Genomic DNA, 13,702 nt, shown 5'->3' with positions numbered 1-13,702 from the left:
ATATTCATATAGTTGATATATTAATTTTTGAATTAATGAACATTATTTGAGCTACTTGCAACCGTTTTAAATAAAGTGCTTAAAACTAGATTCATTTCTTGTTTTAACGAATTATTTGAACCTCTCCATCTTCCAATAATAATTCCGTTTTTATCAATTAAAATCTTTTGCGGAATTGAATTAACAAAATAACGTTCTAATAATGGCACATCATTAGAAATAATTGGCACATTTTTAAACATTTCAATTTTTTGAAAATCAATGGCTTTTCTCAAAACCTCCATGTTTTCATCAATTGAAACATTTACAATCTCTAAACCATTTTGATGATGTTTTAAATAAACTTCTTTTAAGTAAGTGTTTTCATCGCTACAAGCTTGTGAAGTACTATTCCAAAAAGATAATAAAACATAGCTATTATTTTTAAAAGAAGATAAAGACACTTTATTATTTCTAATATCTTTTACCTCAAAATCTGGAGCTTCACTACCAATATTGCTCTCCTTGAAATTAACTAACATTTCTTTCAATTGCAACCCTTTTGTGCTATTTTGCAAGTCAAAACTCAAACTACTGAATAAAGAATTAAAAACTTCGTATTTATTAGCAGCTTCTAGTTTAGTCACTTTATAAAGTAAAATATCTAAAGCTATAGGATTAGAATTGTATTGTCTAACAAATCCAAACTCTCTATCTAATTCTTTTTCGGCATTATTGAACGACGCAACATCTAATTCAGCAATCTTTTTAAATAAATTGTTTTTAATAATTGTGTCATTGGTATACCCAATTTTCTCATAAATAACTTTATAAACAGTAGCTAATGAATCTCTTGTTTTAAAAGTCTTTTTATGAATTTCATTTAATTTATTAATGATTTCTTTTTGTTGCTTAGCATCTTGAGCATAACTAGTTGTTAGGGTAAAAGAAGCAACAATAATTAAAACAATAAATTTAAGTTTTGGGGCTTTCATATTATATAGTTTTAAAATTCAACTTATTAACAGTAAAAATAATCATTTTATTAACAATAGACTTCAATAAAACAAAGGAACTTTTGATAATTATTAACAATAAAACCAGGTTTATTAACAATAATTAATTAATAAATTATTCCAAACTTAACGTTATTTGTCCATCATCATCTAAATCAGTTTTTATATCTTCAGAAACGTTACTTTCATTATTTACTTCCATTTCTTCTGGAACTTCAGAAACAGGCTCTTCATATGGTAAAGGCTCTAATAAATTGACTTGTTTTACTTTATCGGTAGTCAATTGATTACCTAAAGCTTTTATGCCTTTAACAGCTATAAAGTCTTCCATATTAATTTGCATTGATTCCTTTTGTACTCCTTTAATTTTTGCAAAAACTACCTCAGCCATTGGTTTCCAATCCGTAGAAACAATTTCTAATTGAGATTTAGGATGTTCCGAAATAAAAATCTCTTCTTTATTTTCATTTTCAACTAAGAAACGTTTGATGTAATAGCGTTCTTTTTCACCATCATAATAAATTGCTGAAATTGGTTTTTTCGGATTCCACTTCTCCAAAACAATCATATCTTCCTCAAAATGGGTTGTCAATTCTGGAATTATGGTTTTTAATTTTCCCGATTGATTGATAATTAACAATCTGTCATTCGGTCTAAATTCACCTAACAACTCACCTCTTCCATCCACATTCAATCTTTGAACGGTATCATCAAACCAGACTTTTCTTGGTCGTAAAGTCGAAATTCCTTTCTCCTTCAATTCAATTTTTTTGATAGGATATTTAGTTACTGTATTTCCTTTAGAACTTCTTCCTTTGATTAAAATATCAGAGAAATCTAAATCCCATTTTAATTTTTTTACACTTCCAACTTGTCGTAAAAGAATAGTAATTGTTTCAGCTTCACCATTTGGATTGGCCGAAAAATATAGAATTTGAGAGCCTGGTTTTTCTTGTGAAACATGATATTCTTTATCACGAGTAATACTCGAAACATTAAAACGTTTTACAAATGAAGCTCCGTTTTTTCCATCTCGATAAATGACATTATAAATAGTACGTTTATCATTTTTATCAAAAACAGCTATATGAATAATATCTTTGCCAATAAATTTTTTCTCATCTACTTTTGTAATTACCATACGACCATCACGCAAGAAAACAATCACATCGTCAATATCAGAACAATCGGCAACATATTCGTCTTTCTTCAAGCCAGTTCCGAGAAAACCTTCTGCTTTGTTGACATAAAGTTTAGTATTTCTTAAAACTACTTTGGTAGCTTCAATATTTTCAAAACTTCTCAATTCGGTTTGACGTTCACGACCTTTTCCGTATTTTTCTTTCAACATTTGGAAAAAAGCAATGGTAAAATCAATAATGTTATCCAAATCGTGTTTCACCTTTTCCATATCAGCTTCTAACTTGGCAATAGCATCATCTGCTTTGTCAGAATCGAATCGTGTGATACGAATCATTGGAATTTGGGTTAACTTCTGTAAGTCTTCATCGTTAATTTCTCGAACAAAATCCTTTTTGAAAGGCTCAAAACTCTTGTATAAATATTGATATAAAGATTCTCTATCTGAATATAATTTGAAATCAATGTACATTTCTTCACGAATGAAGATTTTCTCTAATGTAGAAAAATGCCATTTATTTTCTAATTCATCTAATTGAATTTCTAATTCTCTTTTTAGTAATTGAACTGTTCTGTTAGTTGAAATTTTCAACATTTCAGAAACTCCAATAAACATTGGTTTATTGTCACCAATTACACAACCTAAAGGAGCAATTGACGTTTCACAAGCCGTAAAAGCATATAAAGCGTCAATCATTTTATCTGGTGAAACTCCAGGTGTCAAGTGTATCAAGATTTCAACCTCAGCAGCAGTGTTATCTTCAATTTTCTTAACCTTGATTTTTCCTTTTTCGTTGGCTTTCAAAATACTATCAATCAAAGTTGATGTATTGGTTGAAAATGGAATTTGAGTTATAACCAACGTTTGTTTATCCAATTGCGAAATTTTAGCACGAACTCGCACTCTTCCCCCTCGCATTCCATCATTATAATTGGAAACATCTGCAATTCCCGCTGTCGGAAAATCAGGATAAATGGTAAAAGGTTTTCCTTTTAAAATTTTGATAGAAGAATCTATTAATTCGTTAAAATTATGAGGTAAAACTTTTGTGGAAAGACCAACCGCAATTCCTTCTGCACCTTGCGCTAAAAGCAATGGAAATTTTACAGGAAGATTAACAGGTTCAGCTCTACGACCATCATAAGAAGTTCCCCATTCCGTTATTTTTGGAGAAAATAAGATATCATGACCTAATTTTGAAATACGAGCTTCAATATATCGAGAAGCTGCTGCACTATCACCAGTTAAAATATTTCCCCAGTTTCCTTGCATATCAATAAGCAAATCTTTCTGACCTATTTGCACCATGGCATCTCCAATACTAGCATCACCATGAGGATGATATTGCATCGTATGCCCAACTATATTGGCTACTTTATTATAACGACCATCATCCAATTCCTTCATGGAGTGCATAATTCTACGTTGAACCGGTTTAAATCCATCTTCAATAGCAGGAACAGCACGTTCTAGTATTACATAGGAAGCATAATCTAAAAACCAATCCTTATACATTCCGGTTACTTTCGTAATCGTTTCTTCTGGATTGTCATTATTTTCATAAAATTGATGTCCTGATGAAACATGAATATCATCAAAACCTTCTTCATTTGTAGATTGATCTTGGTTATCTAAATTTTCGTCTTCGTTTGGAATGATGTTATCTTCTTCTTCGTCTTTCATTTTTATGCTGAATTATTTTCAGTATTTACTCTTTAATCTTACTTCGAAATCACTGCTCACTTAAAACTGAATACTGAACACTATACTTTCTCAATCACATCTAACTCCACCTTCAAGTTATTGATGATAAACTCTTGTCGATCAGGTGTGTTTTTTCCCATGTAAAATTCTAATAAAGTTTCAATAGATGTGGCTTTATCTAACATGATTGGGTCTAAACGAATGTCATCTCCTATAAAATGTTTGAACTCATCAGGTGAAATTTCTCCTAATCCTTTGAATCGTGTGATTTCTGGTATTGGTTTTAGTTTTTCAATGGCATTTACTCGTTCTTCATCGCTGTAGCAATAAATTGTTTCTTTTTTATTACGAACCCTGAATAAAGGAGTTTGCAAAATATACAAATGGCCGTCTTTAATCAACTCTGGAAAAAACTGCAAGAAAAACGTAATCAATAACAATCGAATGTGCATTCCATCGACATCAGCATCGGTTGCAATTACGATATTATTATAACGCAAATCACCCATGTCTTCTTCAATGTTTAGAGCCGCTTGCAATAAATTGAATTCTTCGTTTTCGTAAACAATTTTTTTGGACATGCCATACGAATTCAAAGGCTTTCCACGTAAACTGAAAACCGCTTGGGTATTTACATCACGACTTTTGGTAATCGAACCCGAAGCCGAATCTCCCTCAGTAATAAAAAGTGTACTTTCTAAACTTCGTGGATTTTTTGCATCGGTTAAATGTACTCTACAATCTCTTAATTTTTTATTGTGAAGACTCGCTTTTTTGGCTCTGTCTTTGGCTAACTTACGAATGCCTGATAATTCCTTACGTTCTCTTTCGGCTTGCAAAATCTTACGCAATAAAGCATCTGCAGCTTCAGGGTTTTTATGTAAATAGTTATCAAATTTAGTTTTGATGAAGTCATTGATGAATGTTCGCACTGTTGGACCATTTGGACCAATATCTGTTGAACCTAATTTGGTTTTCGTCTGACTTTCAAAAACAGGTTCTTCCACTTTAACCGAAACAGCTGACACTATCGATTTACGAATATCAGAAGCTTCAAAAGGTTTGTTGTAGAATTCTTTGATGACACGCACAATCGCTTCTCTAAAAGCACTTAAATGCGTTCCACCTTGTGTGGTATTTTGTCCATTTACAAACGAATGGTATTCTTCTGAATATTGCGATTTACTATGTGTTACGGCAATCTCGATATCATCACCTTCTAAATGAATGATTGGATACACCATATCTTCTTCCGCAATATTTTCTTCCAACAAGTCTTTTAAACCATGTTCCGAAACATATTTTTCACCATTGTAATAAATGGTTAAACCGCGATTTAAGTAACAATAATTTTTAAGCATCTTGATGATATACTCATTGCGATACTTATAATTTTTGAAGATAGTTTCGTCAGCTACGAAAGAAACTTTAGTTCCTTTTCGTTTGGTTGAGTCTTGAATTTCTTCGTCTAAGGTTAGGTTTCCAGCAGAAAATTCGGCTGCTTTTTGTTGGTTATCTCTAACCGATTCTACTCTAAAATAATTGGAAAGTGCATTTACGGCTTTTGTTCCGACACCATTTAAACCTACTGATTTTTTAAAGGCTTTGGAATCGTATTTTCCACCGGTATTCATTTTAGAAACAACATCTACCACTTTTCCTAATGGAATTCCACGACCATAATCGCGAACGGTAACCATTTTATCTTTGATGGTTACTTCAATGGTTTTTCCACCACCCATTACGAATTCATCGATACAGTTGTCGATAACTTCTTTGATTAAGATATAAATACCATCATCTGGAGACGAACCATCACCGAGTTTTCCGATATACATACCAGGACGCATTCGGATATGCTCCTTCCAATCGAGTGAACGTATGTTGTCTTCGGTATATTGATTTTGCTCTAGCATAAGTTGTTTAAGAATTTAGGCTAATATACTGGAATTGACAAGAAAATGAAAGGATAAAAATTAGAAGATATTAAGAATGTTATTCACAATTTTTAATTTAGAATTTAGAAGTTTGAATTTAGAAGTTTGAATTTAGAAAAAAGAGGAAAGAAGCAAGAGAAAAGATTTTTAGATTGAGAATTTGTTTATATTTGATGGAATTACCTTCAAATTTTATAAATAATTCAAATGGAAAATATAGAAAAAAAAGAAATTATTTCTAAATCAGAATTATACTTTAAAAAACAAAAAGAAAATCTTGATAAAAGAATTTCTGAAGTAAAATTAAGTGAAAAAGAAGAACAGGAAATAATTAAATCCAAAACAACTAAAACAATAAGAGACAAATTTTTAGGTCTTTTCAAAATCGGAGATGTAATAAGTACAATTCTTAATTGGAATGAAGAAATAGATTCAGAAATAAAAGAAACAAAAAAAACAATATTTACTTTCAGCTTATTTTGATAAAACTGATAATACAGAAGAGTCAATAAAAAACATTGGTGAATTTCTTACAAACCCACAAGGTAACACAATATTCAATAAAATATTACGTGTTTTGGATAATAATCCACCAGATTTTGAATTAACAAATAATTTAGCTAATGTTTTGAACCATATTGTTAATTCTGATTTCAAAAATCTTTTTGAAGACCATAAGTTTGCAATAAATCAAATTGAATTAATGTCTCCTCAATCAATATTATTACTGTCAGATAGAAAAAATTGGACAATTTGGAAATTATCTAATTACACATCTAATAGTGGAATATTAACTCATAATTGGATGCCTGACTTTATGAATATTTATGCAAAAAATAAAGGCATAAATGATAGCTTAACAATGGACAGAATTGGCCACTCTTTAAACGACTTAATAAAAAACAGATATGCAGAAGCAATAATATTGTCAAACAAAGAAAATGAAAATATAAAAATGGGTGCGATTAGATTAACAAAAATTGGAAATTTCATTTTTAAATATTTAGAAAAAAAATAAAAAAACCAGCATTCAAAATCTCAGGTTTTTCTTTCTTCTTTACTCTTGTCTCTTTCTTCTAAGATTACTATTCACTTATCTCCAACTTATATCCTACTCCATGGATATTTATTAATTTGACTGATTCATCTGCTTTTAGTTTAATGCGAAGTTTTGAAATATATGTATCTAAACTTCTTCCCACAAAAACTCCATGATCTTCCCATACTTTTTTAGTTAGTTCGTCTCTTTTAATCACTTGATTAGGTTGTTCCATAAAAATAGTCAACAACTCACATTCTTTTTTGGAAAGGCTGATTTCTACAGCTTCTTTAATCAGTTTATTTTGTTCTGGATAGAATTTATAGGTTCCAATAGCTGTAAAATTTTCCGAATATTCCACATGAACAACTTTAGTTTTTCGTTTGAAATAAAGAAGTGTTAAAATTCCAATAATAACTAACAATAAAACATAAATAAGCCAAGTATAAGAAGAACTTTTACTTGATTCAATGCTTTTTGTAAATCGAACATTTATCAGGTAACACGCTTTTTGCAATTGTCTTCCACTGCATGGAATAATACCTTTTTGTAGATTTTGGTTCATTTGGTAACTGTAAGCTACTTCATTGTCTTTGCATTGCACTACTTCAACCAAATACTGTTGGGGTAAATTAGCTTTTTGAAAACTGTTTTTCACTAAAGCAACCAAACTATCTGGGTTTATGACCAATTGTTCTTCAAACGATAATTTGTATTGCAAATCCTCTGAATTTGTGACAGGTTTCACCACAGAAATGGAATCTTGATTGTTTAATAACAAATGATGCCCAACATCACGCAAGGCCACTTTTACAATTCCAGAAATGTCCTCTTTGGGTTCATTGGAACACGAAATCATAGTAGAAAACATTCCGAAAAGGCTTAAAAAACTAAAGAGATATTTGATAACGTTCTTCATAATATTTTACAAATAACATACAATTTCATTACATTTTACAATGATTGACACTTTTTTTGCATTTTTTTGACACTTAGAGATTATACGAATATTAGTTTTACTGTGTCATTAAATAATAGCAATATTTGTTGGCACTTTTAACTTCATATTAATCCTTAAAAAATTTGAATCATGAAAAATCTAATTCTTTCTTTTTGTTTGTTATTATTCATAAGTTGCAAAATTGATAGTTCAAAAACTGAAACTGCTAGCACAGATAGTGTTTTTGTACAAATTGCAAAATCAGAACCCAGAAATCTAACTGTTTATGGTCCAAAACTTCAAGAGAATCCTTATGAATTAAAACTTGAAACCCATACGTTGAGTAATGGTATTTATGATTTAGAAATGAAAATGTATTTATATCATGATGCTTACTATGCTTCTCCAAATGAGAAAAAAGATTTGAAAGGTAAATTTACTTTTGTTGTAGCCAACAATGACTTTTTTACATTAGAAAATAATCTTATTGAAACTCCTCTTTCTGCAGAAAAACATGATTATTATTCATCTGATTATGATCCAAAATGGATTCGTGATAACACTTCTTACAAACAAAAACTAGAAATTACTTCTGAAGAAGACTTTGAAGTTAGAGGTCATATTCAGTTTACTATTGAACCACGATGTACTTTAGAGAAAATTCCTGTTTTCATCAAATATGAAAAGGGTGTAATGAAATTTGAAATTGACGGTTGTTAAAAGTAAAAGGAAAACCTTTAATTTAAAAATATAAGCTACTAAAATCAAAAAAACCACTAAATTAAAATTAGTGGGTTTTATTAATTTTTGCTTTTCAGCTCGCGGAGAAAGAGGGATTTGTGTAATCTTTCTAACGCTAGTGTTTTCAAGTGTTTTTATATATAACTTTTCTAAGTACTCCTAATTGTACCCCTATGTAAAAATCCTAGTTTCTCATATGTGTTGATAGTACAAATTTACGAAAATAAGTCCATAAATTTCTATTAAACTAACCAAATTTTGAACTAGTTAAGTGTAAAATTTAATCAACGATTAGGGTAATAACTTGTTCGTGTTTTAAACTGGTATAAGTGCAGAACTCTTCAACACTTACAAACTCATTTTCAAGCTTATTAAGATCCTTTCTGATTCTTTGTAACAATCTAATACTTTGTCGATAACTCTTTCCGGTAATACGTTGTATATCCTTTGGGTAGATACATAACCTCTTTTTTTCTGTTTTCATACTTTATCTATAGCTTTGACTAAGCTTTGACTAAGCTCAAAGCTGTATTATATTGCATAAAATTATAAAAAAATACAATTGATATTTAAGTGATTGCCGAAAATAAAATAGTGTATCGCTCTTCTAAAAGGTTTTTGTATTTGTCTTTAAATTCTTCTGATAAGAAGGAGTTATTTATACATTCTGCTGCGATGGGTTTGTTTTTTTTGAAACGTTTTGCGATGCCTTTTATTTGCTTTTTATTTAGATCTAATTGTAAGCCTAAGCGTTCAAAATTTTCCCATTTTAGTTTTTTCTTTTTTCCTTCTAATGTTAAAGCTAGTTCTTCTGTGTCTTCAGGGTTTACTATAGCTACGTTTAGAAGATCATAAGCTGGCGATAATGTCCATTGCTCTCCTGAGTTTATCATGGAGAAGTTTTTTAAATGCATGTCGTTGTTGCCTGTTAGGAAACTGAAAATCGCAAGTTCTAAGAAATAGACTTTATCTAACAGCGTGTTACTTGAATACTCATCAATTGCTTTGCCTATTTTTTCCATAGAGCTTTTATATTTGTCAAAGGCTTCTGTAATTTGAAACATGTCGAGCATGTGGATTTTCTCTCCAGTTGGTGTTCTATCGATGCGTTTTGTGATATAGGATAGCTCTCCCGATTGTAACCTTATTAAACTTGATAGCACTGTGTTTATTCCGAAGGCTTCTGCTATTCGCATAGTTAAGTGTTCGTTTTCGGGCATTTCTGGGAATTGGTTGGATGGTGGTTTGAAAATATAGTTTCCACCTAATGCACCTACTACTGTCAAACGGCCTTTGCTGCCATCTTGCATTGTGTCCGTTATTACCGATAATGATAATTTGGGTTGCACTCCTGGAACTGCAACACTTCGTTCGACAACATTCTTGGCTAAATCGGCCATTTGTTTTAGAGAATGTTCAAATATGGGTGGTTCTTTGGTACCGAAAAACGTTAAGCTGCATTGCTCGTGAAAATCACCAACTGTATTTGCTTCCAATGCATTGTAACAAAATAGACATTTCTTATTTTTCATTTTCATCCGCTATTGGTTGAACACTTACAGCGCCGATACAATTTTGGCAACATGCCAATAGTAAACCCATGCGATCATTTTGATTTATTTTCCAGTTTTTAGAAGCAATATCTAACAGCCAACCTTCAGGAATTAAGCCTTCAAAAAAAGGAAATAAACGCTTATCCGTATATGTTTTAGAACTTACCGGCATTGTTAAAGTAATGCATTCTTTGGGATGTTCTTTTACATATTTTTCTTCGTACTGAAATGTATACTCTCCATCATCGGTTTCTGTTAACATTCCTGCTAAGTGGTCTTTATAGTAAATGGCTGCTTGTCTCATCCTATTTTATTTTTTAGTTTTAGATAATTCTCTAGCATTTACTGGTGCTAAGGTATGTCCGAACATTTTGAGGACCTGGTTTACTTTTTCAAGATTTAGGTTTTCCTTGCCTTGTTCTATTTTTCGAATAACGGTAAGTGCAACTCCAGCACGTTCAGCGAAAGCTTCTTGCGTTAATTTTACTTCGTTTCTTTTTTCTTTTACAAACTCTGCCAATGTCATCATAATTATATGCTTTTACAACTATTTTGGACAAATATAGTAAATTATATGTAAAAGCATATAAAATAGTTTAAATAATATTATCTATATGTATTTACATATAAAATAATAATCTAAAAATTATTAGATATGTAGGACAAATGAGTTGATTATTGCCATTTATGTCAAATTGTGCCATTTGGAACTAAGCTCGTTTAATTGTGTCAATTAACTTTTAAATTTTGTATTCAAATCATTCGGAAAGTGGTTGCAACCTGTTGATAGAATGAAGGAGATTTTAAATGATTGTTTAATTAAATTTTTAAGTTATGGCTAGACAGAAAGGCATAATTAAATTAAAAGGTACTATCGGAGATATTACTTTTTACAAAACCCAAGACGGACATTTAGCTCGTGAGAAAGGTGGAATTGACGCTAGCAGAATTGCTAGTGATCCTGCTTTTCAAAGAACACGTGAGAATGGTTCGGAGTTTGGAAGAGCTGGAAAAGCAGGAAAGCTTTTAAGAACAGCTTTAAGACCATTACTATTGAACTCTGCTGATGGTAGAATGGTTAGTCGTTTGACGCAAAGAATGGTGAAAGTTATTCAAGCGGATTTAGTAAGTGAGAGAGGTTTAAGAAACGTTATTGATGGAGAGGCTGAATTGCTATTTGGTTTTGAATTCAATATTCGTGGGAAGTTGGGAACTTCTTTGTTTGCTCCGTTTGTCCCTACTATTGACCGTGTAGCTGGAGAAATTAAAGTTGATTTGTTACCATTTATTCCTGCGAACATGATTGCAGCTCCAAGTGGAACTACTCACTTTAAAATTATTTCTGGAGGTGCAGAAGTTGATTTTGAGACTGAAACTTTTGTAGTTTCTAGTTCTGAAACTGCAATTTTACCTTGGGACAATACTGCTACTGCTGCAATAAACCAAGTGAATGCAGTTACTCCAGCAAGTACAAAACCATTGTTTTTGGCAGTTGGAGTTGAATTTTATCAAGAAATTAATGGACAAATGTATCCTTTGAAAAATGGAGCTTTTAATCCGTTGTCTATTGCTAAAGTTGATGGTGGTGTTTAATGGTTATTAGTTTAACCAGAACTTATTTCCCTGAAGGAACAAACGGAAAACTCGAATGTGAAGGTAAATTTATTTGTTATACGATTGAATTACCTTGGAAGAATAATGAAAAGAGAGTTTCCTGCATTCCGATAGGGAAATATTTTATTAGAAAGCGGTATAGTCAGAAATTCAAATGGCATATAGAAGTTATTGATGTGGAAAATAGAAGTTTTATTTTATTTCATCCTGCTAATAATGCATTAAGAGAATTGAATGGTTGTATTGCTCCCGTAACAAAACTTTCTGGTCCAGGATTAGGACTAATGTCACGAAAAGCATTTGAAAAGCTTAAAACGTTAGTCTATAAAGCTTTGGACAACAAAGAGAGTGTTCTAATGATTGTTGAATAGATTCCCATTTTCATGGGAATGAAAAAATATAAATTATGAAAAAAATAGTAAATAGAGCTACAGCTCCTACTCCAAAGTTTTTTAAAGTGCTTCGAAATGTTGGTTTGGTTTTGGCTGCTGTTGGTGGAACGATTTTAGCTGCTCCAATTGCCTTGCCAGTATTAGTTACAACTATTGGAGGTTATATGGCAGTTGCTGGTGGAGTTTTGACAGCAACTAGTCAGCTTACTACAACTGATGATAGCCAATAATCCCACATTGATGGGAACTGCTGGAGGCACATTTTTAAGTATAATACCGAATATTCATTCTGAAGACATTGCAAGAACAGTTATTTTAGCTACTGTTGGAGCAATAGTCAGTTTTACTATTTCATTACTACTTAAAAGCCTACAAAAGAAGCACAAAAAATAAGTTTAGCCTTTGTTGTGGTGACCTTTGGGTTAAACAAAATGAAAGCCAAGTCGAAAGACCTGGCTTTTTTTTAATACCAATTTTGGCTATAATACTCTTGTATCATTTCATCTTTCATATCTTGATAATGTGAAATCTCGTCCCATAATGAATTTAGAAAATTATATAATCTTTCTATGACTTCTTTTAAATTTTTCAAATCTATTGTTTCACGGTTGAGACTATCTCTTCTAATAGGTCCTTTTGTTAGTGGATATCTAAAATTCATTGAATGAGGATCTTCAACATGAAATTGCTCAATTATTTTTTCAGCATTATCAAATAGTTCTTTATTCTCAGCTGCTATTTTGGGGTAAATCTCATTTCTAAACAATTTCCATAATTTTAATATATTGTGCTCATCAGGAAAGTCTTCAGCAAAATCATTCAATTTATTCCCCATTGTAATAATTTCTTTAAGTTTTAATTCTATAAATTGTCTGTAAGTAAAAATTAAAGGATAAACAAGTGAGTTGTTAAAAAAAGGATTAGCAATACAGTGCTCAAATAATGCATCTCCTGCACTTTTATATCCTTCAGAATAAAGAAAAAACTTATTTGCAGGTGCCTTCAACCATGCACCAACATCAGTTGAAGTTTCAGCTTTAAAAAGTTTGTCATTTTTTTTAGGTAAATCCATTATAAAAAATTTATAGTATTTAGTTTTTGATAAATTGCTAAATGTTTTTCATAATAACATTGACCATAAAAAACATTGTTTTTTATAAGTTCTGACGATGAATCAACATATATTTTTAAATCCTTTCTGAAAATTTCAAATTCTTTACCAACCAATTTTTCAATGTCTTGCCCAAAAAAATCTGGTCTAATTATTAAATTAGAAATTTCGAAAGGTCTATCTTTTAAATTTTCTAACCATTCAATATCTCCTGAAGAAAAGAGCATTTTGGAGTGTACAATCGAATTTGGATATGATAATTTGATAGTTTCTAAAATCAATTCATCAATTTCATCTGTAGGATAATCTGTTTGTTTTGGATAAGTAATCAAATATGTAATTTTATCAATACTATCTTCTTTTGGTTTGAATGTATAGTCAAGAGAAATAGATCTTTCATATAGTAAAAAACCAATTACAATATCATTTTCCAATCTATTTTTTGAAATAATGTTAATTTTTTTGATAAACTTCATTTCCTCTGGTCTTAAAATTTTTATAACATTCTTCATATATTTATTTTTATTCATACAAA

General features: G+C 30.8%; 16 protein-coding genes. 7 read left to right on the top strand and 9 right to left on the bottom strand.

Going from position 1 to position 13,702, the window contains the following annotated elements; genetic code table 11:
• Positions 1–32: 32 nt before the first annotated feature.
• The 3 genes from AABJ49_RS09645 to AABJ49_RS09635 all read right to left on the bottom strand — a co-directional run bounded on the left by AABJ49_RS09645 (position 33) and on the right by AABJ49_RS09635 (position 5,756).
• Positions 33–974, bottom strand: a complete 942-nt coding sequence (locus AABJ49_RS09645; protein ID WP_338378067.1) for a redoxin domain-containing protein — start codon at positions 972–974, stop codon at positions 33–35.
• Between the two features lie 136 nt (positions 975–1,110).
• Positions 1,111–3,819: a DNA gyrase/topoisomerase IV subunit A gene (locus tag AABJ49_RS09640; protein ID WP_338378066.1), complete on the bottom strand. Its 2,709-nt coding sequence runs from the start codon at positions 3,817–3,819 to the stop codon at positions 1,111–1,113.
• An 80-nt stretch (positions 3,820–3,899) separates the two neighbouring features.
• Entirely contained in the window at positions 3,900–5,756 is a 1,857-nt protein-coding gene (locus tag AABJ49_RS09635) for a DNA topoisomerase IV subunit B (RefSeq protein WP_338378065.1), read from the bottom strand.
• 228 nt (positions 5,757–5,984) lie between these two features.
• Here AABJ49_RS09635 and AABJ49_RS09630 point away from each other — a divergent pair, with 228 nt between their 5' ends.
• Complete coding sequence (locus AABJ49_RS09630; RefSeq protein WP_338378064.1) at positions 5,985–6,260, top strand: hypothetical protein; 276 nt, start codon at positions 5,985–5,987, stop codon at positions 6,258–6,260.
• Positions 6,261–6,354: 94 nt separating this feature from the next.
• On the top strand, positions 6,355–6,795 hold the full coding sequence (locus tag AABJ49_RS09625) for a hypothetical protein (RefSeq protein ID WP_338378063.1): 441 nt from the start codon (positions 6,355–6,357) through the stop codon (positions 6,793–6,795).
• A 67-nt stretch (positions 6,796–6,862) separates the two neighbouring features.
• On the opposite strand, the gene AABJ49_RS09620 is transcribed toward AABJ49_RS09625, so the two are convergent.
• Positions 6,863–7,735 carry a winged helix-turn-helix domain-containing protein gene (locus AABJ49_RS09620; RefSeq protein ID WP_338378062.1) on the bottom strand — a complete coding sequence of 291 codons (873 nt, stop codon included), beginning with the start codon at positions 7,733–7,735 and terminating at the stop codon, positions 6,863–6,865.
• 171 nt (positions 7,736–7,906) lie between these two features.
• On the opposite strand from AABJ49_RS09620, the gene AABJ49_RS09615 reads away from it, so the two are divergent.
• Complete coding sequence (locus AABJ49_RS09615) at positions 7,907–8,476, top strand: hypothetical protein (protein WP_338378061.1); 570 nt, start codon at positions 7,907–7,909, stop codon at positions 8,474–8,476.
• 590 nt (positions 8,477–9,066) lie between these two features.
• Here AABJ49_RS09615 and AABJ49_RS09610 read toward each other — a convergent pair.
• From AABJ49_RS09610 to AABJ49_RS09600, 3 genes are read right to left on the bottom strand one after another with little or no spacing between them, the layout of a single operon-like run.
• Positions 9,067–10,035: a HipA domain-containing protein gene (locus AABJ49_RS09610; protein ID WP_338378060.1), complete on the bottom strand. Its 969-nt coding sequence runs from the start codon at positions 10,033–10,035 to the stop codon at positions 9,067–9,069.
• Entirely contained in the window at positions 10,019–10,354 is a 336-nt protein-coding gene (locus tag AABJ49_RS09605; RefSeq protein ID WP_338378059.1) for a HipA N-terminal domain-containing protein, read from the bottom strand. The genes AABJ49_RS09610 and AABJ49_RS09605 overlap by 17 nt, the downstream gene beginning before the upstream one ends.
• A 6-nt stretch (positions 10,355–10,360) precedes the next feature.
• Positions 10,361–10,579, bottom strand: coding sequence for a helix-turn-helix domain-containing protein (locus tag AABJ49_RS09600; protein WP_338378058.1), 219 nt, complete (start codon positions 10,577–10,579; stop codon positions 10,361–10,363).
• A 305-nt stretch (positions 10,580–10,884) separates the two neighbouring features.
• On the opposite strand from AABJ49_RS09600, the gene AABJ49_RS09595 reads away from it, so the two are divergent.
• Genes AABJ49_RS09595 through AABJ49_RS09580 form a run of 4 tightly spaced genes read left to right on the top strand, consistent with a single transcriptional unit; the run spans position 10,885 to position 12,449 of the window.
• Positions 10,885–11,643, top strand: a complete 759-nt coding sequence (locus AABJ49_RS09595; protein WP_338378057.1) for a hypothetical protein — start codon at positions 10,885–10,887, stop codon at positions 11,641–11,643.
• Positions 11,643–12,035 (top strand): DUF5675 family protein, encoded by a 393-nt coding sequence (locus AABJ49_RS09590; RefSeq protein WP_338378056.1) that lies wholly within the window; start codon positions 11,643–11,645, stop codon positions 12,033–12,035. The genes AABJ49_RS09595 and AABJ49_RS09590 overlap by 1 nt, the downstream gene beginning before the upstream one ends.
• 35 nt (positions 12,036–12,070) lie before the next feature.
• A complete protein-coding gene (locus AABJ49_RS09585) occupies positions 12,071–12,286 on the top strand; it encodes a hypothetical protein (protein WP_338378055.1) in 216 nt (71 codons plus the stop codon).
• Entirely contained in the window at positions 12,273–12,449 is a 177-nt protein-coding gene (locus tag AABJ49_RS09580; protein WP_338378054.1) for a hypothetical protein, read from the top strand. Before AABJ49_RS09585 ends, AABJ49_RS09580 begins: the two co-directional genes overlap by 14 nt.
• 70 nt (positions 12,450–12,519) lie before the next feature.
• On the opposite strand, the gene AABJ49_RS09575 is transcribed toward AABJ49_RS09580, so the two are convergent.
• Positions 12,520–13,128: a hypothetical protein gene (locus AABJ49_RS09575; protein WP_338378053.1), complete on the bottom strand. Its 609-nt coding sequence runs from the start codon at positions 13,126–13,128 to the stop codon at positions 12,520–12,522.
• Positions 13,128–13,679 carry a hypothetical protein gene (locus AABJ49_RS09570; protein WP_338378052.1) on the bottom strand — a complete coding sequence of 184 codons (552 nt, stop codon included), beginning with the start codon at positions 13,677–13,679 and terminating at the stop codon, positions 13,128–13,130. Before AABJ49_RS09570 ends, AABJ49_RS09575 begins: the two co-directional genes overlap by 1 nt.
• Between the last annotated feature and the right edge of the window lie 23 nt (positions 13,680–13,702).

It is taken from the genome of uncultured Flavobacterium sp., assembly GCF_963922255.1.
In the GTDB taxonomy this organism is placed as follows: domain Bacteria; phylum Bacteroidota; class Bacteroidia; order Flavobacteriales; family Flavobacteriaceae; genus Flavobacterium.
Note: the sequence above shows the minus strand (reverse complement) of the source record. Positions and strands in the feature narration are given on the sequence as shown.

Excerpts from the sequence above, each read along its gene's own strand:
- AABJ49_RS09585 (WP_338378055.1), top strand. The coding sequence starts at position 12,071 with ATGAAAAAAATAGTAAATAGAGCTACAGCTCCTACTCCAAAGTTTTTT.
- AABJ49_RS09620 (WP_338378062.1), bottom strand. The coding sequence starts at position 7,735 with ATGAAGAACGTTATCAAATATCTCTTTAGTTTTTTAAGCCTTTTCGGA.
- AABJ49_RS09640 (WP_338378066.1), bottom strand. The coding sequence starts at position 3,819 with ATGAAAGACGAAGAAGAAGATAACATCATTCCAAACGAAGACGAAAAT.
- AABJ49_RS09600 (WP_338378058.1), bottom strand. The coding sequence starts at position 10,579 with ATGATGACATTGGCAGAGTTTGTAAAAGAAAAAAGAAACGAAGTAAAA.
- AABJ49_RS09590 (WP_338378056.1), top strand. The coding sequence starts at position 11,643 with ATGGTTATTAGTTTAACCAGAACTTATTTCCCTGAAGGAACAAACGGA.
- AABJ49_RS09595 (WP_338378057.1), top strand. The coding sequence starts at position 10,885 with ATGGCTAGACAGAAAGGCATAATTAAATTAAAAGGTACTATCGGAGAT.
- AABJ49_RS09615 (WP_338378061.1), top strand. The coding sequence starts at position 7,907 with ATGAAAAATCTAATTCTTTCTTTTTGTTTGTTATTATTCATAAGTTGC.
- AABJ49_RS09635 (WP_338378065.1), bottom strand. The coding sequence starts at position 5,756 with ATGCTAGAGCAAAATCAATATACCGAAGACAACATACGTTCACTCGAT.
- AABJ49_RS09630 (WP_338378064.1), top strand. The coding sequence starts at position 5,985 with ATGGAAAATATAGAAAAAAAAGAAATTATTTCTAAATCAGAATTATAC.
- AABJ49_RS09575 (WP_338378053.1), bottom strand. The coding sequence starts at position 13,128 with ATGGATTTACCTAAAAAAAATGACAAACTTTTTAAAGCTGAAACTTCA.
- AABJ49_RS09570 (WP_338378052.1), bottom strand. The coding sequence starts at position 13,679 with ATGAAGAATGTTATAAAAATTTTAAGACCAGAGGAAATGAAGTTTATC.
- AABJ49_RS09580 (WP_338378054.1), top strand. The coding sequence starts at position 12,273 with ATGATAGCCAATAATCCCACATTGATGGGAACTGCTGGAGGCACATTT.
- AABJ49_RS09610 (WP_338378060.1), bottom strand. The coding sequence starts at position 10,035 with ATGAAAATGAAAAATAAGAAATGTCTATTTTGTTACAATGCATTGGAA.
- AABJ49_RS09605 (WP_338378059.1), bottom strand. The coding sequence starts at position 10,354 with ATGAGACAAGCAGCCATTTACTATAAAGACCACTTAGCAGGAATGTTA.
- AABJ49_RS09645 (WP_338378067.1), bottom strand. The coding sequence starts at position 974 with ATGAAAGCCCCAAAACTTAAATTTATTGTTTTAATTATTGTTGCTTCT.